The following is a 26,939-nucleotide window of genomic DNA, read 5'->3' on the forward strand; positions in this document are numbered from 1 at the left end:
CCTCAAATTATAAAATTAAAGAACTTACGTTGAGATATCCCAATAGATCGTATTTTCCAAAACCAGAAACGCCGTTTTATTTTGAATTAGGAAGAAATGCAACCGACGCGCACAAAGGAGACTACTTTTAATCGAAAAGGTTCGACTCTTCATCGATCTCAAATTGACGGGGCAGGGCGTTGAACCAGAAGCGGTTTGTAAGCTTTTCGACTTGTTTTAAGCCAGTATAATCATTCATTTTGCGTTTGCCCGTAAGTCGATTTGCGGCTCCTTCCAAGAGAAGCTTGATTTGTGGCAAATCGTTGCTTTTTTGTTTCTCATGCTCCAGAGTTCTCCCCACTGCAATCGCAACGCCTAATTGAAAGCGGGCTTGTGGATAAACGGGAACTCCTAACTCAGCCAGTGACCAACGATCAACGCGCACTCGGCACCAGCGACTGAATGGTTCGGGTGGACCTACAAAAGGTCGGAGGGAACTTGGCAGATCTAATTTGGCGTCTTCGTCAATCAGTAATGTCACACGATCATGGTGACTTGCATACAAACCCCAGGCAGGCCAATGATCATAATAGCCCGTTGGCTCGAATAGAGGTGCGAGCATCGCAAACCAGGCAATTACCATAACTGCTCGTTCCCATCCGACAACACTTTTGAACGAAATACTTTGATCAGTATTTATACTGTTTGAATCTGCCGGTCCCTTCTTTTTGAGTACAGGGACTCCGTTAAATCGCTTGTGAAATAGAAAACAGTCCTGCAAGATGAAATAAGCATTCCAAATAAGAACCCCCTGATGATGATCCAGCCCCCATGGCCCCACAGCAATGATAAGACAGACATGCATGGATACTGCTCCCCAGAACGCCCATTGTCGGGTGCGCGGAATTAATAATCCCAGCGCAATCAAGAATTCCGCAACCGGGAACGAAGCAGCAATCCAAGATAGAGTCTGATCTGACCAGTATTCCGTTGAAATACCAATCGCCAGAAATAGTCCCTCCACTAATTGCCGGCCTAAAGTCTGGACAAAACTGAGATCACATTTGGAGAACGCAGAATAAAAATAAATGCTGATCACAAAAAAACGAAATACACGAATAGCACGTGGTGGTTTGAGAAACATCAATATCAAAAATCCCAGTGCAAACTGATATGCCCAGGGTTGAATACGGTGTTGATCAAACGTGATCGAAATTAGGAACGCCCAAAAAAAGAGCCCGGAACAAACTCGTTGACATAATTGCCAAAGCTCCCGATTTTGAACTTGAAAGATTACCGAGCCAAGTACAATTCCTAACATACCAGCTGAAGATATCAGCATAAAGCCGAACGTCATCCAGTCAGACCAGGTGGGGAGGGCTAAAATCCATGAAAATAAAGGGACTTGTGGAAATAACGTTTGGGGAACCCAGAGTTCCCAAGTCGTCATCAAAAGTGCTAAAGAGAAAAATGCTAGATTAATCTTAAGAAAGCGTAATTGTAAATGAAGCATTTTGCTGGATGGAGATTGACTATTACTACTACTCATCGGCTCGCCGTTTTTCATTGATTATAATAGGCGTCGATGGCTTTCACTGCTCCCCAGTAAAAAAGATTGCAAAAACTCAAAGATCAGACTCATTAATCAAGAGATGTAAAAATGGTGCCTGGCACTTCCTGATGATCAGAAACAATCTGGACTACTGTGCCCGGCTCATTCGAATCACGGCGGACCATCGCCATCGCTACTGAAGGAAATTTTCCGAAAGATTGAGCGGAAGAAGTAATCGTACCGACTTCCATAAGTTTATCTGATTCTCCTGCCATTACTTTGGACCCCACAGGAGGAACCCACTTTTGTTCGATTCCGATTGCCCTTAACTCACGATTCACATGTCCCAAAGCATCAATGCGCGCTATTGGTTCCTGTCCTAAATAACAACCTTTTTTGAATGAGATTGCTTGCTCTGTTCGGTTGGCCTCTTGCGCCAGATTTTCTTCCGAAAGATCCACTCCATAAATGGGAAACAATGCTTCAATTCGTAAGGCGTCGAATATGTTCTGACCTGCCGGGCATGCGCCTGCATCAACCAGACTCTTCCAGAAATCCATTATTTTTACATACTGCAGACAACAAAGATATCCTGGCTTAAGCAACCAATCAACGCGCCGAACTGTAAGTTCAAAATCTGAACTCTTGCCTCGCAGTTGTTGGTTCACGGAAAGCGAATCGACGTCGAAGCCCAGTTGATTGAGTAGGTCCGAAGATTGGGGCCCAGACAGATACAAATTACCATACTCCGGAGTCCGTTGTTTGATATGAGCATCTTCCAGAATCATATAGCGATCCAGGTGATTAATAATTGACTCGCTCGTCCCGGGCGCCATATCAATCCAGAGCGAGTCTTCATGATGGAATGCAAAAATATGCCCTAAGATGCGGCTTTGCACATTCGTGATAAATGCTTCACAACCCTGATCGGGCTGTAAACCTTTGATATCATTCGTACAAAAATTGTGCAAGAACTTTTCACGATCTTTACCACTAAGTTCGATTTGGTCGCGATTACTTAGATCAAACAGTGCAGCTATTTCGTGAGCACTCTGATATTCTTTCTCTGGAGATCCAAAGTGAGAAACAACGGGGTACACCTGGTCGAGATCGGAAAAGACACCCCCCCAAGATTCCTGGAGTACTTGAAACTGACGTAATGGCATCCTATTTCCATGTATAAATAAGTTAGTATATGTGTAGAGATTGCGAGCGTGTTTACGATAGCAATGCTTTTTCTAAATAAGAACCACTTATTTAAGAAACATATCTTATCGTTGGAGGTTTATACCTTAATTCATTTTCCATCAAGTAGAAACGGGAATTCATTGGTTTTTAATGATTTCAGAGATGTGAATTTCACTGATGCGTATTTTAAGGCTCGTGACGTTTGTTTGAAAATCAAGGATTTTGGTCTTTAAATTCGGTTTTAGAAGTAGCTACTAGTTCGTCTGTTCAATTTTAAGGTTGTCTACTTTTAATACACCTGTTCCACCATTTAATCCTACCTGAATAATCGCTTCTCGAGTTTGGGGGGGCACGGAAATTTTTTTCGTTTCCAAATGCCAGTCACGACTTCCAACCCAAGGACCGATATAAGCTTGTCCGATATTACGGCGAATTTTGTCGTAGAAATGAATGATGAATCCTGGTTTTTGAATGCGTTTCACTCCTTGATTCGTATTGAGATAACTCACTTGAAGACTAATTTCGAGTGCGTTCACTTTTGATCCATCAAGGGCCATGCCTTGCAAAACTTGAGATAATCCTCCTGGTGAATCATTTTCGAACTGTAAAAAAGCAGACCTCGCCCTATCCCCCGTATTGACCCAAGTAACCCGGCGTTGATAATGCCAGTTATCAACTTTTTTATCTCCATTGGCATCCACTTCAAAATCACCATTAATGATTTGCGGATTGAGAGGGTCGGGTTTGATCTCGCGTTTTTCCTCAGAACGACCGGTCATTGGTACAAATAAAGTTGGGATCAGCCGTTTTTGCTTAAGTTTCCCATTCTCTTTCTGGAACAGATGGAAAACCTGTTGATAACGTTCTCCTAATGGGATGAGTAACATTCCCCCTTCTTTCAATTGATCAATCAACGGCTGAGGAACTTTTTCGGGTGAGCAAGTCACAATGATTTTGTCGAATGGCGCTTCTTCCGGCCAACCAAGATATCCATCGCCGATTCGAGTATGTACATTCTTATATTTCAATCGCTTCAAACGCGTTGCAGCCTGCTTTCCTAAGCCTTCTACAATCTCAATTGTGTAAACGTCCTTGACCAATGCTGAAAGAACTGCTGCCTGATAACCACTGCCGGTTCCAATTTCTAGAACTTTATCCTCTGGCTGTGGATTAATGGTCTCTGTCATGTAAGCCACAACAAAGGGAGGAGAAATGGTTTGTTTATAACCAATCGGTAATGCCAGGTCCTGATAAGCCAGATTTTTCATGTTGGAACTGACAAACTCATGGCGAGGAACCTGCTTCATTGAAGAGAGCACTCTTTGATTTTTGATTCCCTCCCCCTCGATATAACGAGATACCATCTCATTTCTTTGATTACGAAAGTAGGATCTACTTTGCGAACATGCTGGTTTTAATGAATACATTACCGGCACACAAAGAACGATATTCAATAACAAAAAATTCATGATCCGTTTCATGAAATACCCTCGCTGCAGATTTGTGTTAAGTCACAAGCCTTAAAAATAGAATACAAGCAAATTATAGCACTGCAGGCAGATCACCGTTAATGTTGATTTTTCAAGAAATCGCACGAATCAGGAGATTGGCTCCTACACCAGTATTCTCTATCCACATAGAAATGAGAATCCGCTATGATTTGGTAAAGACACCTGTTTTTTAAAGGATTTATGGAAGAATGGACTCAAGAAGCATGCAAGGCTTTAAAGAAACAAGCATTGTTTGTGCGTTTTATTGTGTGTGGATGTTTCAAGGATGCGGATCTTCTGACTCTACTTCAGATCGGGTTTCTGAGACTGCCCCCCATAATCAAAACGAGCAAACGGCCGTTGATCTGCAAGAAACCACAAAATCGTCTCAAGGCACAGCGATCACAAGTGTGGAACCTGTCGATCCTCAAATGGAAGTGAAGGCAGTCTTTCAAAAACTGGTAGCAATCCGTAATGAACCGGAACCTGATGAATGGCTAAAAGCAGATAAACAGTTGAGCGCTTTTGGAAAAACCGCTGTACCAACCCTGATCGCAGAATTAGGAAATCCTGAATTGTCCGCACGGGAACTGGCCAGTATGTATCTGGCAGGACTTGGACCAGAAGCGAAAGAGGCAGCCCCGGCGCTTGAAAAAGCGCTAAAGGAAGATTCTCCTTTTATCCAAGTCAATGCGGCTTCAACGCTCACTCACTTTCCTGAGTATCAAGGCAAGGCGGTCCCTGTTTTGATTACCTTATCAAAGCATGAAGATCCTCATACACGCCTTACCTCCATTTACGCATTAGGAAGTCTGAATCCCCATTCCGATGATCAACTCAAAGCCATCAAAGCGGCTCTGAACGATTCAGACGCTGATGTGCAACTTGCGGCAATCAAAGTTCTAGGGCAGATTGGTGACCCGGCAAAACAGACATTAAAGGATCTTCAAACGCTGATTGATGACTCTAATACCAATGAGCTATTGCGAGAGGCGGCGCTTTCCTCCAAATCACTCATTGAAAAATCCAAACAGTAAATGCTGAAATCAGTTTATTTCAGCCTCGCATTACTAAGGGTCTAAATGTGCCAATTGCAGTAATTCTTCTGATTATTCTATCTTCGAAGCACTGCGCTCCTTCCGAAATATATCGGAGAAAATCTATTTTCCAGAGATCTTTCCCAATTCCGTTTGACTAATGATCAACGTGACCTAGTTTTTGTTGACAGAGAGGTTCTGAAAAATCTCTCAACAAAACAATCAACTATTTTCCTCCGCCTCAAATCGGGGCGAGGATCTACAGTGCGGCAAGGAAAGCTGGGAGCTTTGAGGGGACCTTGCCGCACTTTTTTCTTTGAACCATCCTAACTTGATGGTGCTTGAAACATAGATGCTGCATGGTACGTTTGGAAAGGCTTCTAGCGCGATGCAGATAGGCACCCTCAAGCGGAATTAAAACTGGAACAGCTCATGGCAACCAGAAAACGATGGTTGCAGCGATCCCGCCGCACCGGATTTACTCTGATTGAATCTTTAGTCGCTGTGACAATTACAGCGATCGCCGGAGCTGCGCTGTTTTCAGCCATTGGCTCTTCTCTTGGATCTACTTACTCCGCCTTAAATAAAACGATTGGAGCGGGGCTGACAGACCAACTGCTGGATGAACTCGCCGCAGCGAGATTTCCCACCTCCAGTGATTCACGCCCTGCCAGAAGCAGTTCGCGAAAAGATTTTGATGATCTGGATGACTATCACAACTGGTCTGCTTCACCTCCGGTAAACAAAGACGGGTTCGCATTGGGTAACGAACCGATCACCATTTTGGAACGCTATCCCATTGCACGTCCCAGCATCCTGATTCCGGATACAGAATTCTTAAGCAGATTGACGCGAGAAGTGACCGTAGAACGAATCAGACCAGATAACATCATTGGCTGGATTGTTACTACAGATGATACAGACTTTCGCCGAGTTACGGTAAGAACCAAATTAGCGGCCAGTTCGAGTGCGCCGAGTCACACAATATCAGAAGCAACACGAATTTTTAGTTATGTACCACTCTCTCCCTGATAATTTGAACGCAGAATTGTGCGAGCATGCAAACAGCCCTCTCAAGATTGAGAAGGGCTCTGTGCATTCTTGCGCAGTCAGGTCGTGGTGCATTCGTAGTGGGTTAACACTCGCTGAGTTGCTCATGGCGATGGCGATCTCATCCATCCTGATCGTGGCTCTTGGAGGCATTGTGACAGCCACACAATCTGCCTGGAGCCATACAAAAGGTATTGAAGATTCTCAAGCACAGGTCACTGCGGCTTTTGATCGTATAAAAATGATGGTCTCGCAAGCAGGCGTTTATCAAATCAGTGGTCAGCCTCCTCAGGTAGGATTGGCAGTCGTCACCCACTCCTGGAACAGTATGGATATCGCAAACACGCTCGTAGTCTGGGCAGGCGGCCGCAATGGAGGTATCAACAATAATGGTATATTAGCACGTCTTCCCAACATCAATGAATTACTGATTTATACCATTGATCCAAATGATTCTCACAACTTGGTGGAGATTGCATTACCTGGTGTCAATTCCACAATTGATTTCAATAGCCCTTCATTCAACAGTACGATCCGATCTGTCATTCAATCAAACTCCGCAGAATCTGCTTTGTTGAGTAACCGTGTGAAAAAGACTCAATTTATGTTGTCGGGAAGCCCTTGGGGGCCATCTACTGGTAACATTCGATTTGAAATCATTAAAACTCCTTCTGACGCCAGTCTGAGCGGAGTGAACCCGGGAACCAGTGCATGGATGGAACTCCCCTGGCCACAGGGAACAGCGAGTGCCAACAGTGGTTTACGTCAGGTAACCATCAATTATGAAATGCAGTTTGAATCGACAGAACGCTCATCACTGAACGACATTAATTCGTCAACTGCACTTCCATTTTTTGGGTCAAGTTCGAGGTATTATGCGCATACACCATGAGCAAGTGACAGTGATCTCAAAATCGCTTGACGGTGTTAGAAAGCACGGTCTATCGTACAGACTGCGCGCGTCGCGGTCGGGTCTATCCCTGGTTTTGGTGATGTTTACTTTAAGTATGTCGTTGGTTTTGACTTACTCTTTTATTCAAACCCAAAGTATTCTCACACAAATCTCTGAAAATGGCTCAAAGCGTGATCTGGCGATGAATGCCGCTCGCGCTGGTATGACTGATGCACTTAACCGGATGAACTCGCTTGACTGGGCAGGAGTCCGTGATCAGTATCAACGTACTTTTCAATCTGATTCTGATGGAAGCAGCACTTATACCGTCTCGTTTGCTGCGTCTGGTAATACTCTCGATTCTGTTTTGGAACTTGAAGTTCATTCTCTGGGAGTGTGGACGTCTGCGACAAATAATAACATGCGGTCTGAATACCAAATCACAGCGAAAGTGAAACTGGTACCCCGATTGGCTGGAAGAACAATACTGCCGGGAGATTCTGCTGACGCGAACGATTCAATTCCGAATGCCGGCCACTTCGATCTCATTACACAATACGCTCTGTTTGCAGAACGCGGTTCGAATTCACTCATCCTCGATCCCTGTGATCGGATTGACGGGAATCTCTGGCTAGATGACCGATTGAATATGTATGACGATCCAGCATGGAGTTCGTCCATCCGTAGTACGTTCATGCAGGACCTGGGAAATCGGTTCGTGACATTTCCCGCTGGTTCAACAAATGTTTCTGATGCGACAGTTCATTATCCTCATCCCATCGCAGGAAATATTACGTTTTATGAAACACCCTCTTCTTCAGTTCGGAACGATCTTTCCAATCTCAAAGTAAGCTGGTCAACCACTGATCAAGCATTGACTATTCCCAGTCCGGACTATTCTCATTTTTCCACCTACCGACTCTATGCTGGTGGCCCGGAATATCAGGCTGTTGCACTTGGTTCCTCATTATATAACGTGACTTTAGGCCCCACTCCAGATAATCCGCTGGGAATCTTTTACCGGAGTGGCAGTCTCTATGTTTATGACAATGTCATTGTGCAGGGAACACTCGTCTCTACATCCAGAATCACTTTTTCTGGAAAAGGGATTTACATCACTGCCTTCAACTGGAAAGGTATGGATGGCACACCAATCATCGCAGACTCAGATCTCTGGCCTCGAATTCCTACACTGGTAGCTGACAAGATTGATTTTGAAAGAGAAACACAAACCACAATTGAAGGTGCCGTTGTCTGCCACGACGATTTAGATGGGGGCGGAGGTTCTGTCGCTTATCCGGATGCTTCTGATATTCAATTCACGGGAACTGCAACCGTAAGTTCGATAGAACAACCTCACAGTATTGTCTCACTTCGTGAAAATCAGTTCCTCGGAAATTTGACCGCTGATGGAAACTATGCCATCTGGCTAAGCACATCGGGGTCAGGAAATACGGGAACAACAGGTACATGGTACCCAATCGTCGGTATTGATAATCAAAATCAGCAATTAACGATTCGAGGTGAAATCAATCATGTGGCACCAACCGGTTATCGAATCAGGCTACATAAACAAGAACTTTCACAAATACGTGGCCCTGTCTGTGCAGAAAGGTTTAACTTTAGGCGCTTGAACGAATGGGTTTTGTCTTCTTCGCTTTGGAATAATAGAGCATATTTCTGGGACTTGGAAAATCAACTCAGAGTTATTTTAGGATATTCGCTGATTGGATTCAGCGAATGGCTCGAAATTCCGCTGAATTACCCTGGTTGGGATTCCTATTATCAACAGTACGGATTGAACCTCGAACCCACACTGCACATTCAACATCTGGTAGACCATGAATACCGATGGGAACCACCGTTATTTCAACCATATGACGGAGGAGAAGCTAATGCCGACTATTCCGGATACCGCTGGTCACTGATTGATTGGAGTGAATCTCCCTAGAACACTAAATAAAATCTTATGCAGAAGTTTCATCAGAATGAATATCAATGGCAGAAATACTCGCCTGCCTCAATGAGCAAAAGGCAGGCGAACTTGCTGCGCGCAAATCAATGTTATTCTTCAGAAAGAGCCGCCTTTACGCTGGTGGAACTACTAATCGTCATCATGTTGATCTCGATTCTTCTCTCTGTCGCTCTCGTTTCCACAGAAACCAGTCCGTCGCATTCACTGGAAACGACTGCCCGTGCAGTGGCCGCCGATTTGCGTCTGGCACGCAGTTATGCCATTAAATTTAACTCGGAATACACGGTCAGATTTAGTTTGGATTCACAATCATATGAAATCCAACATACGGGATCTGGTAATCTGCCTGTTCCGCAAGATCATCTGGCAGGTACAGCCGCTGCATCTGATAAATATATCAAACAATTTCAAATACAATCTATGAATCTGCCAGACCAGGTTTCTCTCAGACAAGTCCAACTAAAAACATCAGAAACTAATGTGAGTGACCTTGCATTTGGACCTCAGGGAGGCACAGGGCCAGGTCGAAATGAAGATACAGTTCTTATACTGTCAACAGTCAGAAATGGAACTACTTTTTATATTCCGATTACGATTTCCTGGATCACCGGGCAAGCATGGATTGAAGACATACAAATATAAACGAATTAATCGAGCCAAATTAACTCTGAGAAAATATCATGATCTCTATACAACGTTCACAACACAGTCCGATTGGCTTACAACTGGGCCCCAGTTCTGCCACTTTGGTTCAATTAGCGGGATCGCGCCAAAACCGTGTCGTCCATGCCATCGCTCAAGAACAATTCGAATTAGATGAAAAACAGTCGATCGAGGAGCGAGATGCAAACATTGCCGCCCAGATACGTCAGATTTTATCTGACCATCATTTTAAAGGGCGTCACGTGATCAGTTGCCTGGGGTCGCAGGAACTATTTATCCAAAACGTCAGACTGCCTCAATTACCTGTAGATGAAATTGCCAAAGTTGTGGCATGGGAAGCAGAGGAGCGACTGCCTTATCCGTTAGCAGAAGCAGAGTTGCGTCATTTGCCAGCCGGTCAAGTTCGACAAGAATCAAATACCAAACAGGAAGTCATTCTTCTAGCATGTCATACTGGAATCCTGAAACGACATCTGGACCTGTTAGAACAAGCCGGTTTGACAGCAGTCGCCATTGATGTAGAACCATCAGCAACACTCCGATGCTTTCATAATTCTTCAAACGACGTGCAAACGAATGCAACCAATTGTTATCTCAATTTTGGAGATGCCGCCACAACTGTGATTTTTGCGGATCAGCAAAACGTATTATTTCTGAAATACATTATGCAAGGCAGCAACCACCTCGACCATGCTGTTGCAGAAAATCTTGACCTGCCATTGAAAGAAGCAATTCGCCTTCGAAAGATCGTTACCAATTCACCAACATTAGATGCCAGCGATGAATTGCACCGCTCGGTTATCGACTCGATTCGTTCCATTTTGGAAACGATCAGTACGGAAGTTGAAAACTGCTTACGGTATTACAAAGTTACCTTCCGCGGGAAAAAACTGGATCAGCTTATTGTCACAGGAAATGAATCAAGTCCGTGGTTGATTGAATTCTTGTCGGATCGTTTAAGTACAGAATGCAAAATGGGCAATCCCTTTGAAAGTCTGAAATGTTGGCCGACATCAACTTCGATTTTGGAACGTCCTGGTAGATGGACTACGGCGATGGGATTGGCCATGAAAGAAAAAAGCAATTCATGATTTGACCAAATTGAAATAATGCATACCGAAATTAACTTTTTTACATAACACCGGACGAAACTGAGATATCCGGAATGAGCCCGCAAAGGGTAAAACCATGATACCTGAAATAGATTTTTTACCAGCAAGTTATCGCGAAGTACGAAGACGTCACCGGAATCGAATCTGGCGACGGACTATCGTTCTGATTTTCCTTGTCCTGGTGACTTTGGGAACGGTACGCCAAAGAGAAATTCAACATAATCTTCTTACACAAAAAAAAGATCTGGAAGAACGTGCGCGCCTTATGAACGCACAACTGGAAGACCCGGATCAACTCAATCAAAAAATCAAAATTACTGAGATACGAGCTAACTTGCTTGCCGCTCTTCACCTGGATGAATCACCGGCGCAGTTGTTGTCCATCATCAGCAATACGCTACCAGAGTTTGTTTCTTTAGACGAATTTCACTTCTCGTTTGAAAAAGTCTTTGTCAAAAAGAAATCAATACCGAATAAAGTTCCCGATAAAAACGTAACCGAAATGATACCTGCTCTGGTAGATCTGCAAAACTTGAAAGAGCAGCACGCACGAGAGAATTTAGTCATCAACGTACAGGGAATGTCTCCCGATCATCTTTCGATTTCGCATTATATGTCAAATCTGGATCAGCTGGGACTATTTCGAGAAATCGATCTTGTTCAATCAAATGAAATGGCTTTTGAAGGTCAACCTATGCGTGTATTCCGCCTTCGAATGGTCGTGAACGCACCAGGAATGTATGTTCCACAGGTCAATCACCGAAGTACTGCTGGATTGGACCTCTCAATCACAGGAGGATTCAAAAATGAATGAAAAATTACGTCGCGACAGCTTAATCACAATTATCAGCCTTGCTGTAGTAGTTGCTGTTTTTACTTTTGTTGTCTATCTACCAGGTTTGAAAAATAAACAACAACTGCAAAAAGAAATCACAGAGATTCAACAATCAATTAGTGAAATTCCTAAAAAGGTTAAACACCTGGAACAACTTCATCAGCAGTTAAATCAGCAGCAAGCATTTATTGACAGGCTCACAAAACGAATCCCGTCAGATAGAGATACACACGAAGTATTACAAAGGGTTGCGTTACTTGCCAAACAATCTTCCCTGACCGTTTCGGAATTAAACCCGGGAGAGTTTGTTGCACAAGAAACGTATCTAAGACAGCCTTTTGTGTTAAATGTTGAAGGCCCTTATAGCGGCCTGGTTCATTTTTTGAATGGGTTAGACCAAGAGCAACGTTTGTTTACTATTTCAGATGTTTCAATCTCAAAACAAAATGGGGCAAATGAAGGGTCTGTTAAAGGAATTGTAGAATTGTCGGTCTACGTATTACGCGATAACCAGACAGATTTTTCGGATTTTACCGAAAACAGGATTAGCAATGCGTTTCTTTCAGCCGATAACAGATAATGACACACTCCGATTCAAGTTCCATCAAATTTCATATCCAAGAAGAAATACGTTCCGAATTTGAAAGTATTTAACGCACTTTAGATCCTGCTAAGTTCATTTCTTTGAAGTAGTAATCAAACCGTGAAATCATTCAGTCAACAATTATTACATGACTTAAAAGTAAGCTGGCAGAAAACATTAGTGTTGTGCCTCTTATTTTTGGTTGGATTGTATTTCTGGATTCCACCTCTCTATCGTGCAGTCCGCGGGACTTCTGGTGCTGCCATTGTTCCTGAAAAAGTGAAATCTGTCGCCGTCCCACCGCGCCCTCCCGTCAAAACAGAAATGAGTTTCGCGCAAGATGAAACGGTAGAAGAAGTAAGGCATTCCTGGGAAAAGTTTGATTCATTGATGCAGTCAGATCCATTAGTTCAATCCCTTCAAATGGGAGCGGTTCAAAAAAATCCCTTCGCCGTCAATCGAGATCAATTTTCTCCACCTATCTTATTTGCGGAAGAACCTGTTAACGCTAAGAGCGATGCAAAACAACAAGTCAAAAAAGAAGTTTTGGTTCTGCCAAAAGATCTTGTACTAAAGACAACCATCATCGGAAAAAACCGACGAGCGGCGATTATCAATAACAAGATGCTCTACGAAGGCAAAACATTCGAGCATAAAAACGTGACATACGTACTAGAACGAGTAGCAGCCCGAAACGTGACTTTAAGACAAGGTGAGCAAAAATTTGAACTAAAAATTCAGAACGATCCTTCAGCATTTATCAAATTTGCACAATAAATAGTTCGTATCACTGGCCTAATAGTATTGATTCGAACGATCATGGATGATGGTCGAAACATGAAAAGACAATTTTTTATACCTGCATTTTGGGCAACACTGACTGGGCTATCGCTGCTATTGATTGCCGCGATGACTGATGTCAAAACCCCTCATGCTCTATTTATTTCACCTCAACATCAGGCGAAAACACAACGCGCTGAGATTGGGTTGGTTGTCAGCAAAAAGATGGCGTTGCCAGAAGCGGAACCGCAGACATCTGTTTCAAATCTGAATACGAGCACGAAAGCAATTCCACAGCAACAGACTCCGCAAACAGCAGCGACACTTCCAGAGACTCAAACGCAAACGGGTTCACTTCAAAAGAAAACACCCCGATCGCGGATTCTGGTTGAACCTGGAATCGAAATTTCCACTGCTCCTGAAACTGATGTAAAGCGAGTACGTTCTGTACAATTTAATGTGGCTTCCAATTCAGACCTGAAAACGCGTGAGTCAGAACCTTCCAAAATGGAACTGCGTTTGGCTAGTTTGACCAAACAAGTCGATCGGCTCGCGAATCTGCAACTCCAATCTCGTCAACAATCCAACATAGAATTAGCACAAAATACGGACCGGCTGGAACAGGCAACGAAACTACTTCAACAGATGCAGCAAATGAATCAGTTGCGTGATCTAGAACGCAAGCTGGACAGCATGCAGCAAAAGTCGGAAGCAAATTCAACTGATGCAGAGAAAAAAACAACTCCGCAGAGCACTGAAGCACCTCAAACGGAACAGTCCGAGGGCACTACTAAAAAAAAGAATCAGCCACTTCTCAAAGTGAGCCCTAACAATGATTCAAAGGAAACGTTTTCTTTACAAATTCAAGATGCAGAAATTATGCAGGTTCTGGATATGCTTGGGGAACTTTCCGAAACAAACATTCTAGCGGGGCAGGGCGTGACGGGTACGATTACCGCTAATTTAAAGAACGTCACTCCTGCACAAGCTCTGGATGCGATTTTGCGTTCGCGCGATTTAACTTCAGAAAAAGAGGGTGAGTTTATTTACGTGATGACACAGGCAGAAATGGAACAGAAAAAAAAGTCCAACCGCAAGGTGATCACGAAATTATATACTCCTTTCTATGTGAGCGCTAAAGAATTACAAAACCTGATTACACCTTTATTGACAGAAAATGTCGGGCTTGTTTCATTAACTACTCCCAGTGAAATTGGTATCTCGCCCGATGCAACGCAAGCTGGCGGTGACTCATTTGCACAGAATGACTCCATTGTTGTTCGCGATTATCCTGAAATCATAGAAGAAGTTGACCATTTACTGGAAAAAATGGACGTACCTCCAATGCAAGTCGTCATCGAAGCCATGATCATCAGTGTGCTGCTTACAGATGACATGCGATTCGGCGTGAACTTTGCGATGTTGGGAGATAATGGTCGAAGCTTGCTTGTAGATGGCAACGGTCAGACCTTAAACAACTCCAGTGGTTTTCCAGGCTCTGGTGCGAGTTCAATTGTTCCACCGACAGGACAGTTTATTGCAGACGTCGCTGGCCTGAAATACGGATTTTTGCGCGGTGATATTAGTGGATTCATCGAAGCCCTGGAAGACATTACCGAAACGAACCTGATCGCATCACCTCAGCTACGTGCTTTAAACAAACAGAAAGCCGAATTGATCATCGGCGATCGAATCAGTTATTCCACCATCACACAAAATGGAAATACCTCGATTCAGAATGTCAACTTTCTGGACTCGGGTATTGTTCTCAACATGCGTCCCTTTATTACCCCCGATGGACAAATTCGCATGGAAATTCATCCGGAACGAAGTACTGCTACAATCAGTGAGGTAACGGACCTGCCGGATTTACAAACAACAGAGGTTACTACCAATGTCATGGTTCGCGATGGCCATACCGTAGTCATCGGTGGTTTGATCGAAGAACGAGCCAATAATACAAAAAATCAGGTCCCTTTTTTAGGGGCGATTCCTGTGATTGGCAATGCATTTCGTCTTCAACGGGAAACACTCAGACGTACGGAACTGATTATTCTGATTACTCCCCGCATCATACATGCTGAGGCAGCTCGGGCTGAGGGAGAAACACTAGAGTACGAGGCAGCAGAACGCATCGCAGCGTTTAAAGAAAACTTTCTGCCCATCAATCAGGTACGCATTGTTCAATCACACATCAAGCAAGCCAAAAAATATCTGAGAATCGGCAACTTGCCTAAAGCAAAGTTGCACATCAATACTGCAGTTCGCCTCGATAAGAACAATATCGAAGCGATTCAATTACAAAAATACATCAAAGAAGCATTGAAAAATCGAAATCGAAGCCTGATTGGTCTACCCCCTACACAAGCGACAGAAGTACATATTCCTTCGCTGGAAGGAGATCCTTAAACATGGCTTCCAATAACTGTTCCTACTTACGATCTCTGCTTCAACTGTTTTGCTTTGCTCCGCTTCTCTGCTGTGGTTGTCAGCTCGTTCCTTATTCCACTTCGTCTTCTGTAATGAATCAGGCACCGGAAACTAAGGACTCTCAGCAGGAAAATCTTAACGTAGAAAAAACGAGTGATTCTCCTTTCAATCTGAAGGCAAATGAGCTCGTCCAGCAGGCGCTTGGTCATTATTCGAATGGTGAATTAAAACAAGCAAAAATTCTTCTGGCATCAGCTCGAGAGATAGACCCCGGTCATATTGGTACATTCGAAATCGAAGCACAGCTTTCATATGACATGGGAGATCAAAACCAGTTTCTACAGTCATTGCGCGCGATTCGTGCAGCAAGCCCACATGATTCCGAAAAACAGAGTGCCATCGGAACTCTCTTTTTTCAGGCAGGACGAACCGAGGAAGGTATTTCCTGTCTGAAACGCGCTATTGAATTAAAACCATATAATGAAGATTATGCTCTCAAATTGGCGGCATTCTATGAACAAACGGGGATGACTGACGAAGCTCAGAATGTACTCTTACGGGCTTTACACACCACGCCGGGCAGTCGTCGGCTTCCCATTGCTCTAGGTCGCGTTTGTGAAGCAAACCAGCAGTGGGACCAGGCGAGAATCTATTATGCCATGGTTGTAAATCACTTCCCCAAAAATCATGTCTGGCGGAAGCATTTTGCTCGATGTCTGTACCACTCAGAACATTATTCCGAAGCATTTGAACAATTTTCTCTCTGTCAGAAAAACGATCCAGAATCACTTTCACTTTCGGAAATGATTGCGTTTGGAGATTCAGCGCTACGCATAGGGAACCTTGAGAAGGCCCAGCACCTTTTTGATCAGATATCCGCTAACCATAAAAGTCAATTACTCCACGTGGAAATATTACGAGGATTATGTGCGATAAACCGCGGTCAGAATATCAGTGCAAAAACCATTATCGATACAGCCCGTACAAAGTGGCCTACTGACCCCACTCTATTGCAAGTCGCATCCTTGCTGCCCGCTCAATAGGCGAGCCCCTTGCTTAATGCAAAACATGAACAAATCAGTACTTCTTGATTTGTTCATTCCATTCTCGATTACAGAATTGGACAACCTGCATTTTGTAACCTAGATTTAGGTAGTGAGATACCTCCCTCTCTCATCGCTAGAGGTCTGAAAAGTTATCTCTTGATCTGGAAGACGTTTATGTGTTCTTCGATTTCAGTAGAACGTAAAAACTACTGAGAAAGTAATCGGCAATGAAAAGCTATAGTAAATACTGGTTCCTCGTATTGCTGCTGTTAGTAGTGAGCTGCTTAGATAGCCTCTTGATATCTACACAGTTTATGAGCCCGTTATTTGCGCTCGTAATCTCGCTGATTGCATCGTTAGCCGGTTGGTTCTGGTTGGTCAAAACAATAGAACAAGACCGCGATCAAATCGCTTCCTATTTAAGAAATCCAGACTTAATACGCCCAGGCTTCCAGCATAAAAACTTTTTTGGAAATATTTTTGCAGAAGCAATTCAAAAAATCGAGGATTCTGATAACGATTTAGTTTCCACAAAACAAGTTAAAACGATGCTCAAGGCCCGTTTGAATACTTCTCTCAAAAAAGAACTTCTAATGGAATCCGTGATCAAACAACTGGATTATGGAATCCTGATTTTTGACGCGCAACATGAGCTTGAATTTTCAAATCCTGCCGCTGATCCATTTCTGATGGACCAGGATGAGCAAAACCAAAACTATTCAGACTCCAGCTTGTCACTCAGCAAAGCACTAATAAATAATGCCATTATTCCCGAGCTAGCCAAACTACTCACAAAGACGATTGAACGTAGAGACGCCACGCTTCGCAGACGAGCAGAATTCGAACTCGCATCCAATGATATTACCAGTTACTATCGAGCTGTTGCCACTAATCTCTGGGATGAAAATCAGTCAATACTGGGTACAATGATTGTCGTTGAAAATATTGGTGAAGAACAGAATGAAAAAACGAGACATGCTGAATTTGTGTCCTCAGTAGCGCATGAGTTAAAAACACCGATGTCGGGAATCAAAGCTTATGTCGAAATGCTTCTGGATGGTGACTGTGATGAACAGGAAGCACAAGAACTATACGGATTTATGAATGATCAGATTGATCGTCTCACGCGATTGGTAAACAGCATGCTCAATCTTGCGAGAATTGAAAGTGGCGTCATTGAAATCAAACGACACGATCATGAGTTAAACGATATTTTGAAAACCGCCGCAGATGTAATCGCCCCCAATGCAGCAGAAAAAGACATTACATTTATCACAGAATTAAGTGATCTTTATTTACCCGTGCATGTAGACAATGACATGTTAGGTCAGGCGATTATCAATCTTTTATCGAACGCAGTTAAATATACACCTAACGGACACGAAGTACGCCTGCGGAGTCGAATGGAAGATGCTTCTGCTGTGATTGAAATTCGCGATACAGGGATGGGTATACCGGAAAACTCCTTACCCCATATTTTTGATCGATTCTATAGAGTTCCCGAAAACAATAGTTCGGCAGCCGGGACTGGTTTGGGGCTGGCATTAGTCCACTTTATTGTTACTAATGTGCACAATGGTTCGATCTCAGTTCAGTCCAAGGTGAATGAAGGGACCTCTTTTAATATTACTATTCCGCTGGGTCACCAGGAAAAGAAAAAAGTAAGGCAGGTCGCCTCACCAGTGAATGTCTGAGGAACACAGCTCAAACAAGTTCCAAGTGAAAACAGTTATTTGACAAAGAAAGTAAAAAATGGTTCCTCTCATTTATGTTTGTGATGATGATTCACATATTGTTCGAGCAATTTCAATGAAGCTCAAGAAAGCAGGTTTTGAAGTCGAAGGCTTCCGTGACGGTTTCTGTTGTTGGGAAAAAGTTCAACAACAAGCCCCGGATATGATTATCACCGATTTACAAATGCCGCGTATGAATGGCTTGGAACTCTGTGGAAAAATTCGCACTTTTCCAAGTACACAAACCATTCCTGTTACGTTATTAACCGGTAAAGGTTTTGAATTCGATCATGATGAATATATGCAAACATTAAAAATAAATAACGTCATGGTGAAGCCCTTTAGCCCCAAAAAATTATTAACACAAGTCCAAGAAAGCCTCAACATCACTAATGATGTGATTGCTTAGACTCCCAACAATATAAACTTACTGAAAATATCTACCATGCGAAATTATTATGCTGCCATCCAGTTCTGGTCCTATGCACTGTTGGTAGTTTGCCTTTGTCCGCTCGCCGTTTTGCTGGGTACGTACATGGACTGGCCACTTGGTGCAGCTCCGTTGCTACTACTCACGCTACCCACGATTCTGGCAGCAGTGTCTTCACCTCGGATCTGTTACTGGACGATTACTGTACTAGCTGTTTGCGCCTGTTTTGCTGAAATCCTTTTCAGAACCGATCTCAGTGAAGTTAACACCACTTATCTCTTCAGCATCCTGAGCGCTGCTGTACTCGTAGGAATGACGTTATTGATTGATCTCTATATCGGCAAACTGCGAGGGACCATTTCTCAGTTTGATGCACAAAACGATGAATTGGTTCGTCGGCTCTATGAATCCCAGAAAGAATCCACATCTAGTTTCGATAACAAAGACTCAGTTTCTGAAACAGAATCAGATGAAACTTCTGATACGGACTCTGCAGAGAAGGATGTTAACTATCCGTTATTGTTATTGACACTGCAGGATATTGGCCGACGTATTTCTACCAACCAATCTAATGAGTCACTGATTCCTACCGTCATCAGCACTGCTAAAGCTTCTTTGCAATGTGAACATTGTCAGGTATATCTATGGGATAGCAAAGTACGTGCTCTGAAAAATCCGCTCCCTGCTCGATCGCGTGACAAACTGGATTACCGACCCGATTCAAATCAGGGAGTTGCTGCATGGGTGATCGAGAATCGTCAGATTGTGATGCGAAACGATGCAGATCAGGACTATCGACTGAAAAGGATCTTGGAAGAAGATCCTCATATGCCGGATGCCATTGCTCCTTTGACAGTTGGTTCAGAATTAATCGGTTTGCTGATAATCGACAAGGTCGATCTTGACTCTCCTACGATTGGAAGATTGATTTATATTCTTTCGAATATCTATGCCTTGGGTATTAAGAATTCTCAGTTATTCAAACGCATTGAAGAGATGGCGAGTCGCGATGGTTTAACGGGATTGTTTAATCACGCAACCTTCCAGGAAAAACTGCAACAACTGACAAAAACAGCGGATGCACAATCGACTACGCTCAGTATCATTATGAGTGACATCGATCATTTTAAATCATTCAATGACACGTTCGGTCATCAGGCAGGAGATTTTGTTTTAAAAGAAGTAGCCCGTATCTGGAAAACAGTGATGCCGGAAAATGCTATCGTTGCTCGCTATGGTGGTGAGGAATTTATCGGTGTGCTGATTGATCACGAGTATTCACAGGCAATGCAGATTGCTGAAGACTTACGAGAAACACTGGAAAATTGTCCTATCTTGTTTGAGGGACAACAACTTCAAGTAACAGCCAGCTTTGGAGTGACTGAATATAAACATCCTGCTTCCAATACCAACGAGTTCGTTCGAATTGCAGACGAATACTTATACAAGGCCAAAGAAAACGGCAGAAATCGAGTGGTAGGAATGGCTCCAAATTCGACAAGAAAACCTAGTTCATAGACTCAAATACCATGCAGATTACAACAGAAATTTTTGGAACTGTGTTGGTTGCTCATACACCAGACGAATTGACGGATGATACGTCCACAGAATTCGTGAATGCGCTTTCAGAAGCCATAAATGATCAACATTTTCAGGTTGTTCTGCAAATGGATCGTAGCGAATTGCTAGACAGTGCAGGTTTGACTGCACTACTGGATTTACAAGATTTGACTCGCGAACGAGGTGGAAATCTCAAAATTAGTGGTTTGGAAGATCCCGGTAAAAAAATTCTGGAAATGACAAGGCTTGATCAACGATTTGATCTTTTTGACTCAGTAATTGATGCGGTTTCCAGTTTTCAATAAATAAACTGTACCTCGATATGAATAAAAATTCCTTATTACAGCCTAAAATGCGACTCGGTGATCTACTCATCTATAGAGGGTATATTACTCTAGAACAGTTAGAGTCTGCGCTTGAGGAGCAAACAAATGGCGATGGAAGTCAGTTATTAGGTGAATTGCTGGTCAATAATGATTATTGCACCGAGGAACAGGTTTTAGAATGTTTGGCCCTGGAGTTTCGGATTCCTTATGTCCAACTCGATAGCCGGATGTTCGACTCTAAAGTCTTTGATGAACTTCCACGCGAATTTGTGGAAAAACACACGGTACTCCCGCTCTTTAAAGTACGAAATGTTCTAACTGTTGCCGTTGCAGAACCAACGAATGTCTTTTTAGTTGATCAACTACGAGATTTAACAAAAGCAGAAATTCAAATTGTCGCTGCAAGCGCCAAAGAGATTCGACGTATGGTGCAAACCTATATGCCGAATACGAATGTGTTTGTGATCGATGATATCATCGATGATGCGAATGGCACCAATGTCGAACTGATTGAAGAATCTATTGATGATATCGGTTTTGATGTTGAATTTGCCGGCCAAAGTCCGATTATCAAACTGGTAAACTACATCGTTTACAATGCTGTTCGCGAAGGCGCCAGTGATATTCACATCGAGCCTACTGAGCAGCAATTACGTGTGCGGTATCGAGTGGATGGTGTTCTGCAACAGGCGCTTGAACCACCAGTGCATTTAGCTCCCGCTGTTTCTTCTCGTATCAAAATCATGGCCAGTCTCGACATCAGTGAACGTCGTCTACCACAAGATGGTAGAATTCATGTACTCATGGAGGGACGTCCAATAGACTTACGTGTCAGTACGTTACCAATGCCCAATGGTGAAAAAGTCGTTATCCGAATTCTCGACAATCGGAGTGTCAACATTTCGTTGGAACAATTGGGATTCAGCTCAGAAGTATTAGAAAACTTCACCGAACAATTGGAAAAACCAAATGGGATTATTTTGGTAACGGGTCCTACAGGAAGTGGAAAAAGCACCACGTTATATGCTGCTTTAAACGCTGTCAGTTCTATCGAAAAGAATGTATGTACTGTCGAAGATCCAATCGAATATCAGCTTCCTGTTATCAATCAATTTCAAGTCAACGAAAAAATCGGGCTTTCATTTGCATCCATTCTGCGGAGCCTGTTACGCCAAGATCCTGATGTGCTCATGGTTGGTGAAATTCGAGATCAGGAAACGGGCAAAATTGCCATTCAGGCAGCGCTGACCGGTCACTTGGTGTTCAGCACGCTACATACCAACGATGCCATCTCAGCAATCACGCGCTTAATTAACATGGGTGTTGATGATTATCTAATTGGAGCAGCGGTAAACATGGTTCTTGCACAACGACTTTGTCGGAAAATTTGCCCCAAATGTAAAACACCATATGAATTACCAAAGTCAATGCAACTTGCTGTTGAGCGTGCCGGACTCGACCAGGGTGAATTTTACAAAGGTAGTGGCTGCAAACGTTGCCGAAACACAGGATTTTCAGGCAGAATCGGAGTTCATGAACTACTGACGATTGATGATCAACTACGTGAATTAATCACAACAGATCCTACGGTGGCTACCGTGAAAGAGTATGCAAAAAACAGCGGCATGATCCCCCTGAGATACGATGCGCTCCGCAAGGCACAAGAAGGACTGACTACGATTGAGGAAGCACTTAAGGTGAGTGACGAAGCATGGGCTCCTCAAAATTCGTTGATAAATCAATAAAAACACTTTTTCTATACGACTGAAACCAAATACTTTAAGGTCTGAGAAAGCGACTCAAACATGGAAATAAATGACCTTTTACACGCCGCTGTTGACAGTGATGCCTCAGATATCTTGTTGGTTACTGATGCGCCTCCTATTTTTCGTATTGATGGAAAGCTGGAAACCACTGCATTGGAACCGCTTGATCCTGAAACGATCCGGGATCTTTGCGATCAGATATTGAAAGACAAACAGAAAGAGACACTCGAAAAGCAACAAGATGTCGATTTTGCTATTACGGTTCCACGCTTAGGCCGGTTTCGTTTTAACATTCACGTACAACGTGGTTCATTAGCGGCAGCCATTCGTCGTTTCTCGAATGAAGTATGTAATTTGAGTAATTTGGAATTACCACCAATCGTCGAAGAGTTAACCCGCTTAAAATCTGGTTTGATTCTGGTGACAGGCCAAACAGGTTCCGGCAAATCCACAACTCTGGCTGGAATGATTCAAGCCATTAATGAACGGGATTCAAAACATATCATTACGCTGGAAGACCCGATCGAATATCAATTTCAGCATAGCAAGTCGCTCATTGAGCAACGCGAAATTGGAGAGGATTGTCCCAATTTTTCTTCTGGACTGAAACATATTCTAAGACAAGATCCTGATGTGATTCTGATTGGCGAGTTGCGAGACTTAGATACGATTCGAGTTGCCCTTCAAGCTGCAGAAACCGGACACCTGGTCTTGGCATCGCTCCACGTTTCCAGTGCCGCTGGAGTTGTTGATCGACTCGTGGAAGTCTTTCCACCGGAAGAACAATCGCAGATTCGCAGTCACCTTGCGGAATCATTACGAGCGGTGATTACTCAACAACTGTTACCCGCGGCTTTCTCCAAAGGACGGGTTGCCGCAGCAGAAATTATGGTCATTAACCGTGCGATTCAAACGAGCATTCGCGAATCAACGACTCATCTGATTCCAGGTGTGATTTCCACGAATCGACGTATGGGAATGCAAACCATGGAACAGGCCTTAAAAGATCTGTTATTAAATGGAAGAGTAGATCCAGAAATCATTGATGAACATTTGCAAGAACTACGTGGTGAATCAATCAAAGAACAATCCCAGGGGTTACTGACTTAAAGTAGCGATCTATTAAAGGCTGAATCATGCAATTCACTTATATAGCACGAAGCTCAAACGGCCAGAATCAGACTGGTGAATTGGTAGCTGATTCCCGAGATGAAGCAGTGATCAAGTTACGCCAGGAAGGTCTCTTTCTGCTCTCTTTAGAAGAATCGGATGAACTTTCCAAAGAAGGCCTTTCAAGTTCGATCAAAAAACGTGTTACACGGAAAGAAATCATTTATTTTACCAATCAGTTGGCCATCATGGTCGATGCTGGTGTTCCTGTTGCTATGGCACTGGAGGGAATCTCCAAACAGGTCGAAAATCCGACACTAGGCACTATACTGGAAGAGATCCAGAAAAATGTAGAAGCTGGTAGCGATCTTTCTTCTGCATTAGCTGATTTTCCTCGATACTTTGACCAAACATACGTCAATCTGATCAAGGCCAGCGAAGCCAGTGGAACAATGCCTCAAATGTTGAGCCGTATTGCCACTCAAGCCGAAGAAGAACAGGAAACTATACAACAAGTCAAAGGTGCCCTGATCTATCCGGCCATCATGTTGTTGATGTGTATTGGTGTTTGTATTTTTCTATTAACTTATGTTTTTCCCAAGTTGATGCCCATGTTTGCGGCACGTGGAGCAGCAGTACCTGCTCCAACAAAAGTCATGATGTTTGTCTCAACTATGATTACCTCTTATTGGTATTTGTTAATACTATTTTTGGTACTTTTAGGAGTGGCCGCATATTACATTCGGTCAAAAGATTGGGGTAAATCTGCAATTGATTGGACCATTATCCGGTTGCCTGTGTTTGGTACGATGTTAAAAAAACTGGCAATTAGTCGCAGCATTCGGACTTTAGCAACCACTATTAATGCAGGAGTTCCCATGCTCGAAGCCATCGAATTGAGCGCGGGAGTCACGGATAACACTCATTTCAAACAGAGTTGGGCAGATATCGGCGAACAAGTCACAACGGGCAAGCAAATTCATGAAGCACTGGAAGGAAAAACGTTATTTCCTCCCACCATGCAGCAAATGATTGCCTCTGGGGAATCGACGGGGCGATTGGGGATGGTGTTAAATAAACTAAGCGATTACTTTGATCGAGAAGTAAAGATTGCCATTAAATCAGCTACTACATTGATTGAACCGGTCATGGTGGTTTGTATGGGTTCAATTATTGGATTTATTGCCTTGGCGATGTTACTTCCTATTTTCACGCTAAGCACAAGTCACTAAGAAGTTGGCTTGTCTTTGTTTTCAGCCGGGGGATCCACTGGTTTCTCAGAAGCTGGTTCTTTCGATGTTTCTTCTGGACGATCGTCTTTTTGAGTAGACTGCGATTTGTTCTCCGTTGGTTTTTCTCCTTGCACAGCCTCCAACAGTTCCTGATTTTGAAATTTTTCCTGCGAAAACGCCTTCAATTCAGTATTGAATATCTGAACCAATGCATGAAGACAGGAAGCAACGATCGGACCGATAAACACCCCCCAGAGTCCCATCATTTGCAAGCCACCTAACACACTGACGAAGGCCAAAAGCGGGTGCAATTTGGCATCGCTCTGCAGAACATAAGTACGGATGATATTATCCATCGTTCCCACAACGAGTGTTCCCACGGCCGTCAGAAAAATGGCAGAACCCCAATGACCTTGATACACGAGCCAGCCAGCACAAGGAACCCAAACTAACCAGGATCCCGCTAAGGGAACCAATGAAGTAATTGTTGCTAATATCAGGAAGATAATAAAATGGTCAAAACCAACCACATACAATGCGAGCGCAGTTGTCAGACCTTGTCCTAATGCCGCGAGAAATGTGGCTAGCACAACAGCACGAACAACTTTTTGAAATTGATCGATCAATTTCTTTTGATAATCAACATGTACGGGAATCAATGACTGAGTCGATTCAATCAGAGAGTAACCATCTGCGAGAAAATAATAGAGGGCAATGATAAACATCACCCAGGCAATCAAAGCAGAGATCAGACTTCCTAACAGACCCACCGTTGATGCAGCAAAACCCAAAGATCGCTTGGCAATGGGTAGTAATGTTGCTTGTAAGTTTTTACGAACAAATTCGTCCACTTTTTCAGTACTAGTTTGATTATTTCCCTGTTCTGTAGGGTCGATTTCTTTCACTAAATACTGATCGGCCCAATCAACAAGCTGATGGAATTTGACATTACTGATCTCCACTTTCTCACGGACGTTCTGTACGGTTTTGTTCCAGTTAGCCTCGTCCAATGTGTTCACAACAGTAGTAAAAAGTTGGACTGAACCAAGAAAAATTCCCACACACATCGGAACAAAAATCGCTGACACAATAATTGCTGTGGTTATGCCTGCAGCAATTCTGACATGACCTTTTGTTCGTTTCACAAAATAGTTGAGTAGCGGCTGGCTAATCATGGCAACAACAGCGGCCAGAAAGAGCGGCAATAGAAAAGGCATGATCACTCTGAAAAACGTAATTCCTAAAAAAAGAATTAAACAGAGTATCACGGAAAGAGAGACAAGTCGTACCATTAATCATTTCCATTCGAATTAGTTCAGGCAGCATGATTTGATTGGTCAGATGATCGGAACCATTGATATTTAACAACTTACAGCAATATTGTTTTAAATGAAAGCTTTAAGAACCAACTTCGATTCCAAGCGATTAAGATGGTATGTAGATAATTTTTGTTTACATATCGCTTTTTTGAAGTCCGATTCGCTACAATGCTGGTTTACTGATATAACAGGCAAACTTGTGTGGCGTAATTCGTTTATACATCGACAGAACCGGAGTCTGATATGAAACGCTATATAATCTCTTTACTATCCGCAAATCGTGTCGGAATCATGGCAGCTGTGACAACCGCCATGGACGAATTGGGCGCAAATCTTCATGAAGCCAGCATTGCTATGATTCAGAACTTTTTCTCAATTGTGATCGCTGCCGATTTTCCTGAACAGCGTGATCCCACTTTGATTCAAGAACATATCGAAGGAATCTGTAATGCCTTTCATGTAGATGTGTGTGTCAAGGATCCGGATGTGGAAATTCCCACTATTCTTTCGCCGAGAGAGTGTGACAAGTATTTGCTCGCTATTTCTGGAAGTAATCGTTCAGGCATTCTCAGAATTATCTCTTCACAACTCGGGCAAGATGGCGTTGATATTCTGGACCTCTCGGCAACCAGCTCTGAAGATGGACAAACCTTTGAAATGATGATCAAGATTGCTGTCCCAAAATCTTTAGACATCATGAATCTGCAAATCGCACTGGAAAATATCTGCAGTAATTTGAACATTTCCGTTGATTTCATCAGTGAATCAGACTCAGCCATTATTAGCTCACAAAGTCAAACCCGTATGTTCAAACTTTGATTTACAGTGAATGACAAGAATTCTTTGAGACG

The 26,939-nt window shown here is 43.1% G+C and carries 23 protein-coding genes; 19 read left to right on the forward strand and 4 right to left on the reverse strand.

The genetic code is table 11. From position 1 onward, the window contains the following. Positions 1-127: 127 nt before the first annotated feature. The 3 genes from V202x_RS27175 to V202x_RS27185 form a co-directional block, all read right to left on the reverse strand. Positions 128-1,528: a MauE/DoxX family redox-associated membrane protein gene (locus V202x_RS27175; RefSeq protein WP_145180222.1), complete on the reverse strand. Its 1,401-nt coding sequence runs from the start codon at positions 1,526-1,528 to the stop codon at positions 128-130. Between the two features lie 92 nt (positions 1,529-1,620). Further along, on the reverse strand, positions 1,621-2,697 hold the full coding sequence (locus V202x_RS27180; RefSeq protein ID WP_145180224.1) for a YgfZ/GcvT domain-containing protein: 1,077 nt from the start codon (positions 2,695-2,697) through the stop codon (positions 1,621-1,623). Positions 2,698-2,973: 276 nt separating this feature from the next. After that, a complete protein-coding gene (locus V202x_RS27185) occupies positions 2,974-4,200 on the reverse strand; it encodes a protein-L-isoaspartate(D-aspartate) O-methyltransferase (protein WP_315851526.1) in 1,227 nt (408 codons plus the stop codon). 218 nt (positions 4,201-4,418) lie between these two features. On the opposite strand from V202x_RS27185, the gene V202x_RS27190 reads away from it, so the two are divergent. The 18 genes from V202x_RS27190 (at position 4,419) to V202x_RS27275 (ending at position 24,769) form a co-directional block, all read left to right on the forward strand. After that, the gene (locus tag V202x_RS27190) at positions 4,419-5,246 is read left to right on the forward strand and encodes a HEAT repeat domain-containing protein (RefSeq protein ID WP_145180228.1); all 828 of its coding nucleotides are present in this window, start codon (positions 4,419-4,421) and stop codon (positions 5,244-5,246) included. A gap of 432 nt (positions 5,247-5,678) precedes the next feature. Next, entirely contained in the window at positions 5,679-6,278 is a 600-nt protein-coding gene (locus V202x_RS27195) for a prepilin-type N-terminal cleavage/methylation domain-containing protein (protein WP_145180230.1), read from the forward strand. Continuing rightward, the gene (locus tag V202x_RS27200; protein WP_145180232.1) at positions 6,259-7,188 is read left to right on the forward strand and encodes a type II secretion system protein J; all 930 of its coding nucleotides are present in this window, start codon (positions 6,259-6,261) and stop codon (positions 7,186-7,188) included. The genes V202x_RS27195 and V202x_RS27200 overlap by 20 nt, the downstream gene beginning before the upstream one ends. A 100-nt stretch (positions 7,189-7,288) precedes the next feature. After that, complete coding sequence (locus V202x_RS27205; RefSeq protein ID WP_145180234.1) at positions 7,289-9,139, forward strand: hypothetical protein; 1,851 nt, start codon at positions 7,289-7,291, stop codon at positions 9,137-9,139. Positions 9,140-9,157: 18 nt separating this feature from the next. After that, positions 9,158-9,805, forward strand: coding sequence for a GspH/FimT family pseudopilin (locus V202x_RS27210; RefSeq protein WP_145180235.1), 648 nt, complete (start codon positions 9,158-9,160; stop codon positions 9,803-9,805). A 38-nt stretch (positions 9,806-9,843) separates the two neighbouring features. After that, a complete protein-coding gene (gene pilM, locus V202x_RS27215) occupies positions 9,844-10,917 on the forward strand; it encodes a pilus assembly protein PilM (protein ID WP_145180237.1) in 1,074 nt (357 codons plus the stop codon). A 97-nt stretch (positions 10,918-11,014) separates the two neighbouring features. Continuing rightward, entirely contained in the window at positions 11,015-11,752 is a 738-nt protein-coding gene (locus V202x_RS27220) for a PilN domain-containing protein (protein WP_145180239.1), read from the forward strand. Next, the gene (gene pilO, locus V202x_RS27225; RefSeq protein ID WP_197993131.1) at positions 11,745-12,353 is read left to right on the forward strand and encodes a type 4a pilus biogenesis protein PilO; all 609 of its coding nucleotides are present in this window, start codon (positions 11,745-11,747) and stop codon (positions 12,351-12,353) included. Before V202x_RS27220 ends, pilO begins: the two co-directional genes overlap by 8 nt. Positions 12,354-12,476: 123 nt before the next feature. Beyond that, positions 12,477-13,133, forward strand: a complete 657-nt coding sequence (locus V202x_RS27230; RefSeq protein ID WP_145180243.1) for a hypothetical protein — start codon at positions 12,477-12,479, stop codon at positions 13,131-13,133. A gap of 60 nt (positions 13,134-13,193) precedes the next feature. Then, positions 13,194-15,545 carry a secretin and TonB N-terminal domain-containing protein gene (locus tag V202x_RS27235; RefSeq protein WP_197993132.1) on the forward strand — a complete coding sequence of 784 codons (2,352 nt, stop codon included), beginning with the start codon at positions 13,194-13,196 and terminating at the stop codon, positions 15,543-15,545. A 2-nt stretch (positions 15,546-15,547) separates the two neighbouring features. Then, entirely contained in the window at positions 15,548-16,609 is a 1,062-nt protein-coding gene (locus V202x_RS27240) for a tetratricopeptide repeat protein (RefSeq protein WP_145180247.1), read from the forward strand. Positions 16,610-16,839: 230 nt separating this feature from the next. Then, positions 16,840-18,306: a sensor histidine kinase gene (locus tag V202x_RS27245; protein ID WP_145180249.1), complete on the forward strand. Its 1,467-nt coding sequence runs from the start codon at positions 16,840-16,842 to the stop codon at positions 18,304-18,306. A 58-nt stretch (positions 18,307-18,364) separates the two neighbouring features. Continuing rightward, a complete protein-coding gene (locus tag V202x_RS27250) occupies positions 18,365-18,754 on the forward strand; it encodes a PleD family two-component system response regulator (protein WP_145180250.1) in 390 nt (129 codons plus the stop codon). A 36-nt stretch (positions 18,755-18,790) separates the two neighbouring features. Continuing rightward, positions 18,791-20,293 (forward strand): sensor domain-containing diguanylate cyclase, encoded by a 1,503-nt coding sequence (locus tag V202x_RS27255; protein ID WP_145180252.1) that lies wholly within the window; start codon positions 18,791-18,793, stop codon positions 20,291-20,293. Positions 20,294-20,304: 11 nt separating this feature from the next. Continuing rightward, positions 20,305-20,640, forward strand: coding sequence for an STAS domain-containing protein (locus tag V202x_RS27260; RefSeq protein ID WP_145180254.1), 336 nt, complete (start codon positions 20,305-20,307; stop codon positions 20,638-20,640). 17 nt (positions 20,641-20,657) lie between these two features. Next, positions 20,658-22,406 carry a GspE/PulE family protein gene (locus V202x_RS27265; protein ID WP_145180256.1) on the forward strand — a complete coding sequence of 583 codons (1,749 nt, stop codon included), beginning with the start codon at positions 20,658-20,660 and terminating at the stop codon, positions 22,404-22,406. A 60-nt stretch (positions 22,407-22,466) separates the two neighbouring features. Continuing rightward, entirely contained in the window at positions 22,467-23,537 is a 1,071-nt protein-coding gene (locus V202x_RS27270) for a type IV pilus twitching motility protein PilT (protein WP_145180258.1), read from the forward strand. A 26-nt stretch (positions 23,538-23,563) separates the two neighbouring features. After that, a complete protein-coding gene (locus V202x_RS27275; protein ID WP_145180260.1) occupies positions 23,564-24,769 on the forward strand; it encodes a type II secretion system F family protein in 1,206 nt (401 codons plus the stop codon). Here V202x_RS27275 and V202x_RS27280 read toward each other — a convergent pair. Beyond that, positions 24,766-26,061, reverse strand: a complete 1,296-nt coding sequence (locus V202x_RS27280) for an AI-2E family transporter (protein WP_145180262.1) — start codon at positions 26,059-26,061, stop codon at positions 24,766-24,768. The genes V202x_RS27275 and V202x_RS27280 overlap by 4 nt on opposite strands. Before the next feature lie 270 nt (positions 26,062-26,331). On the opposite strand from V202x_RS27280, the gene V202x_RS27285 reads away from it, so the two are divergent. Beyond that, positions 26,332-26,907, forward strand: coding sequence for a glycine cleavage system protein R (locus V202x_RS27285; protein WP_144990587.1), 576 nt, complete (start codon positions 26,332-26,334; stop codon positions 26,905-26,907). The last annotated feature ends 32 nt before the right edge of the window (positions 26,908-26,939 follow it).

It is taken from the genome of Gimesia aquarii (genome assembly GCF_007748175.1).
Taxonomy (GTDB): Bacteria; Planctomycetota; Planctomycetia; order Planctomycetales; family Planctomycetaceae; genus Gimesia; species Gimesia aquarii_A.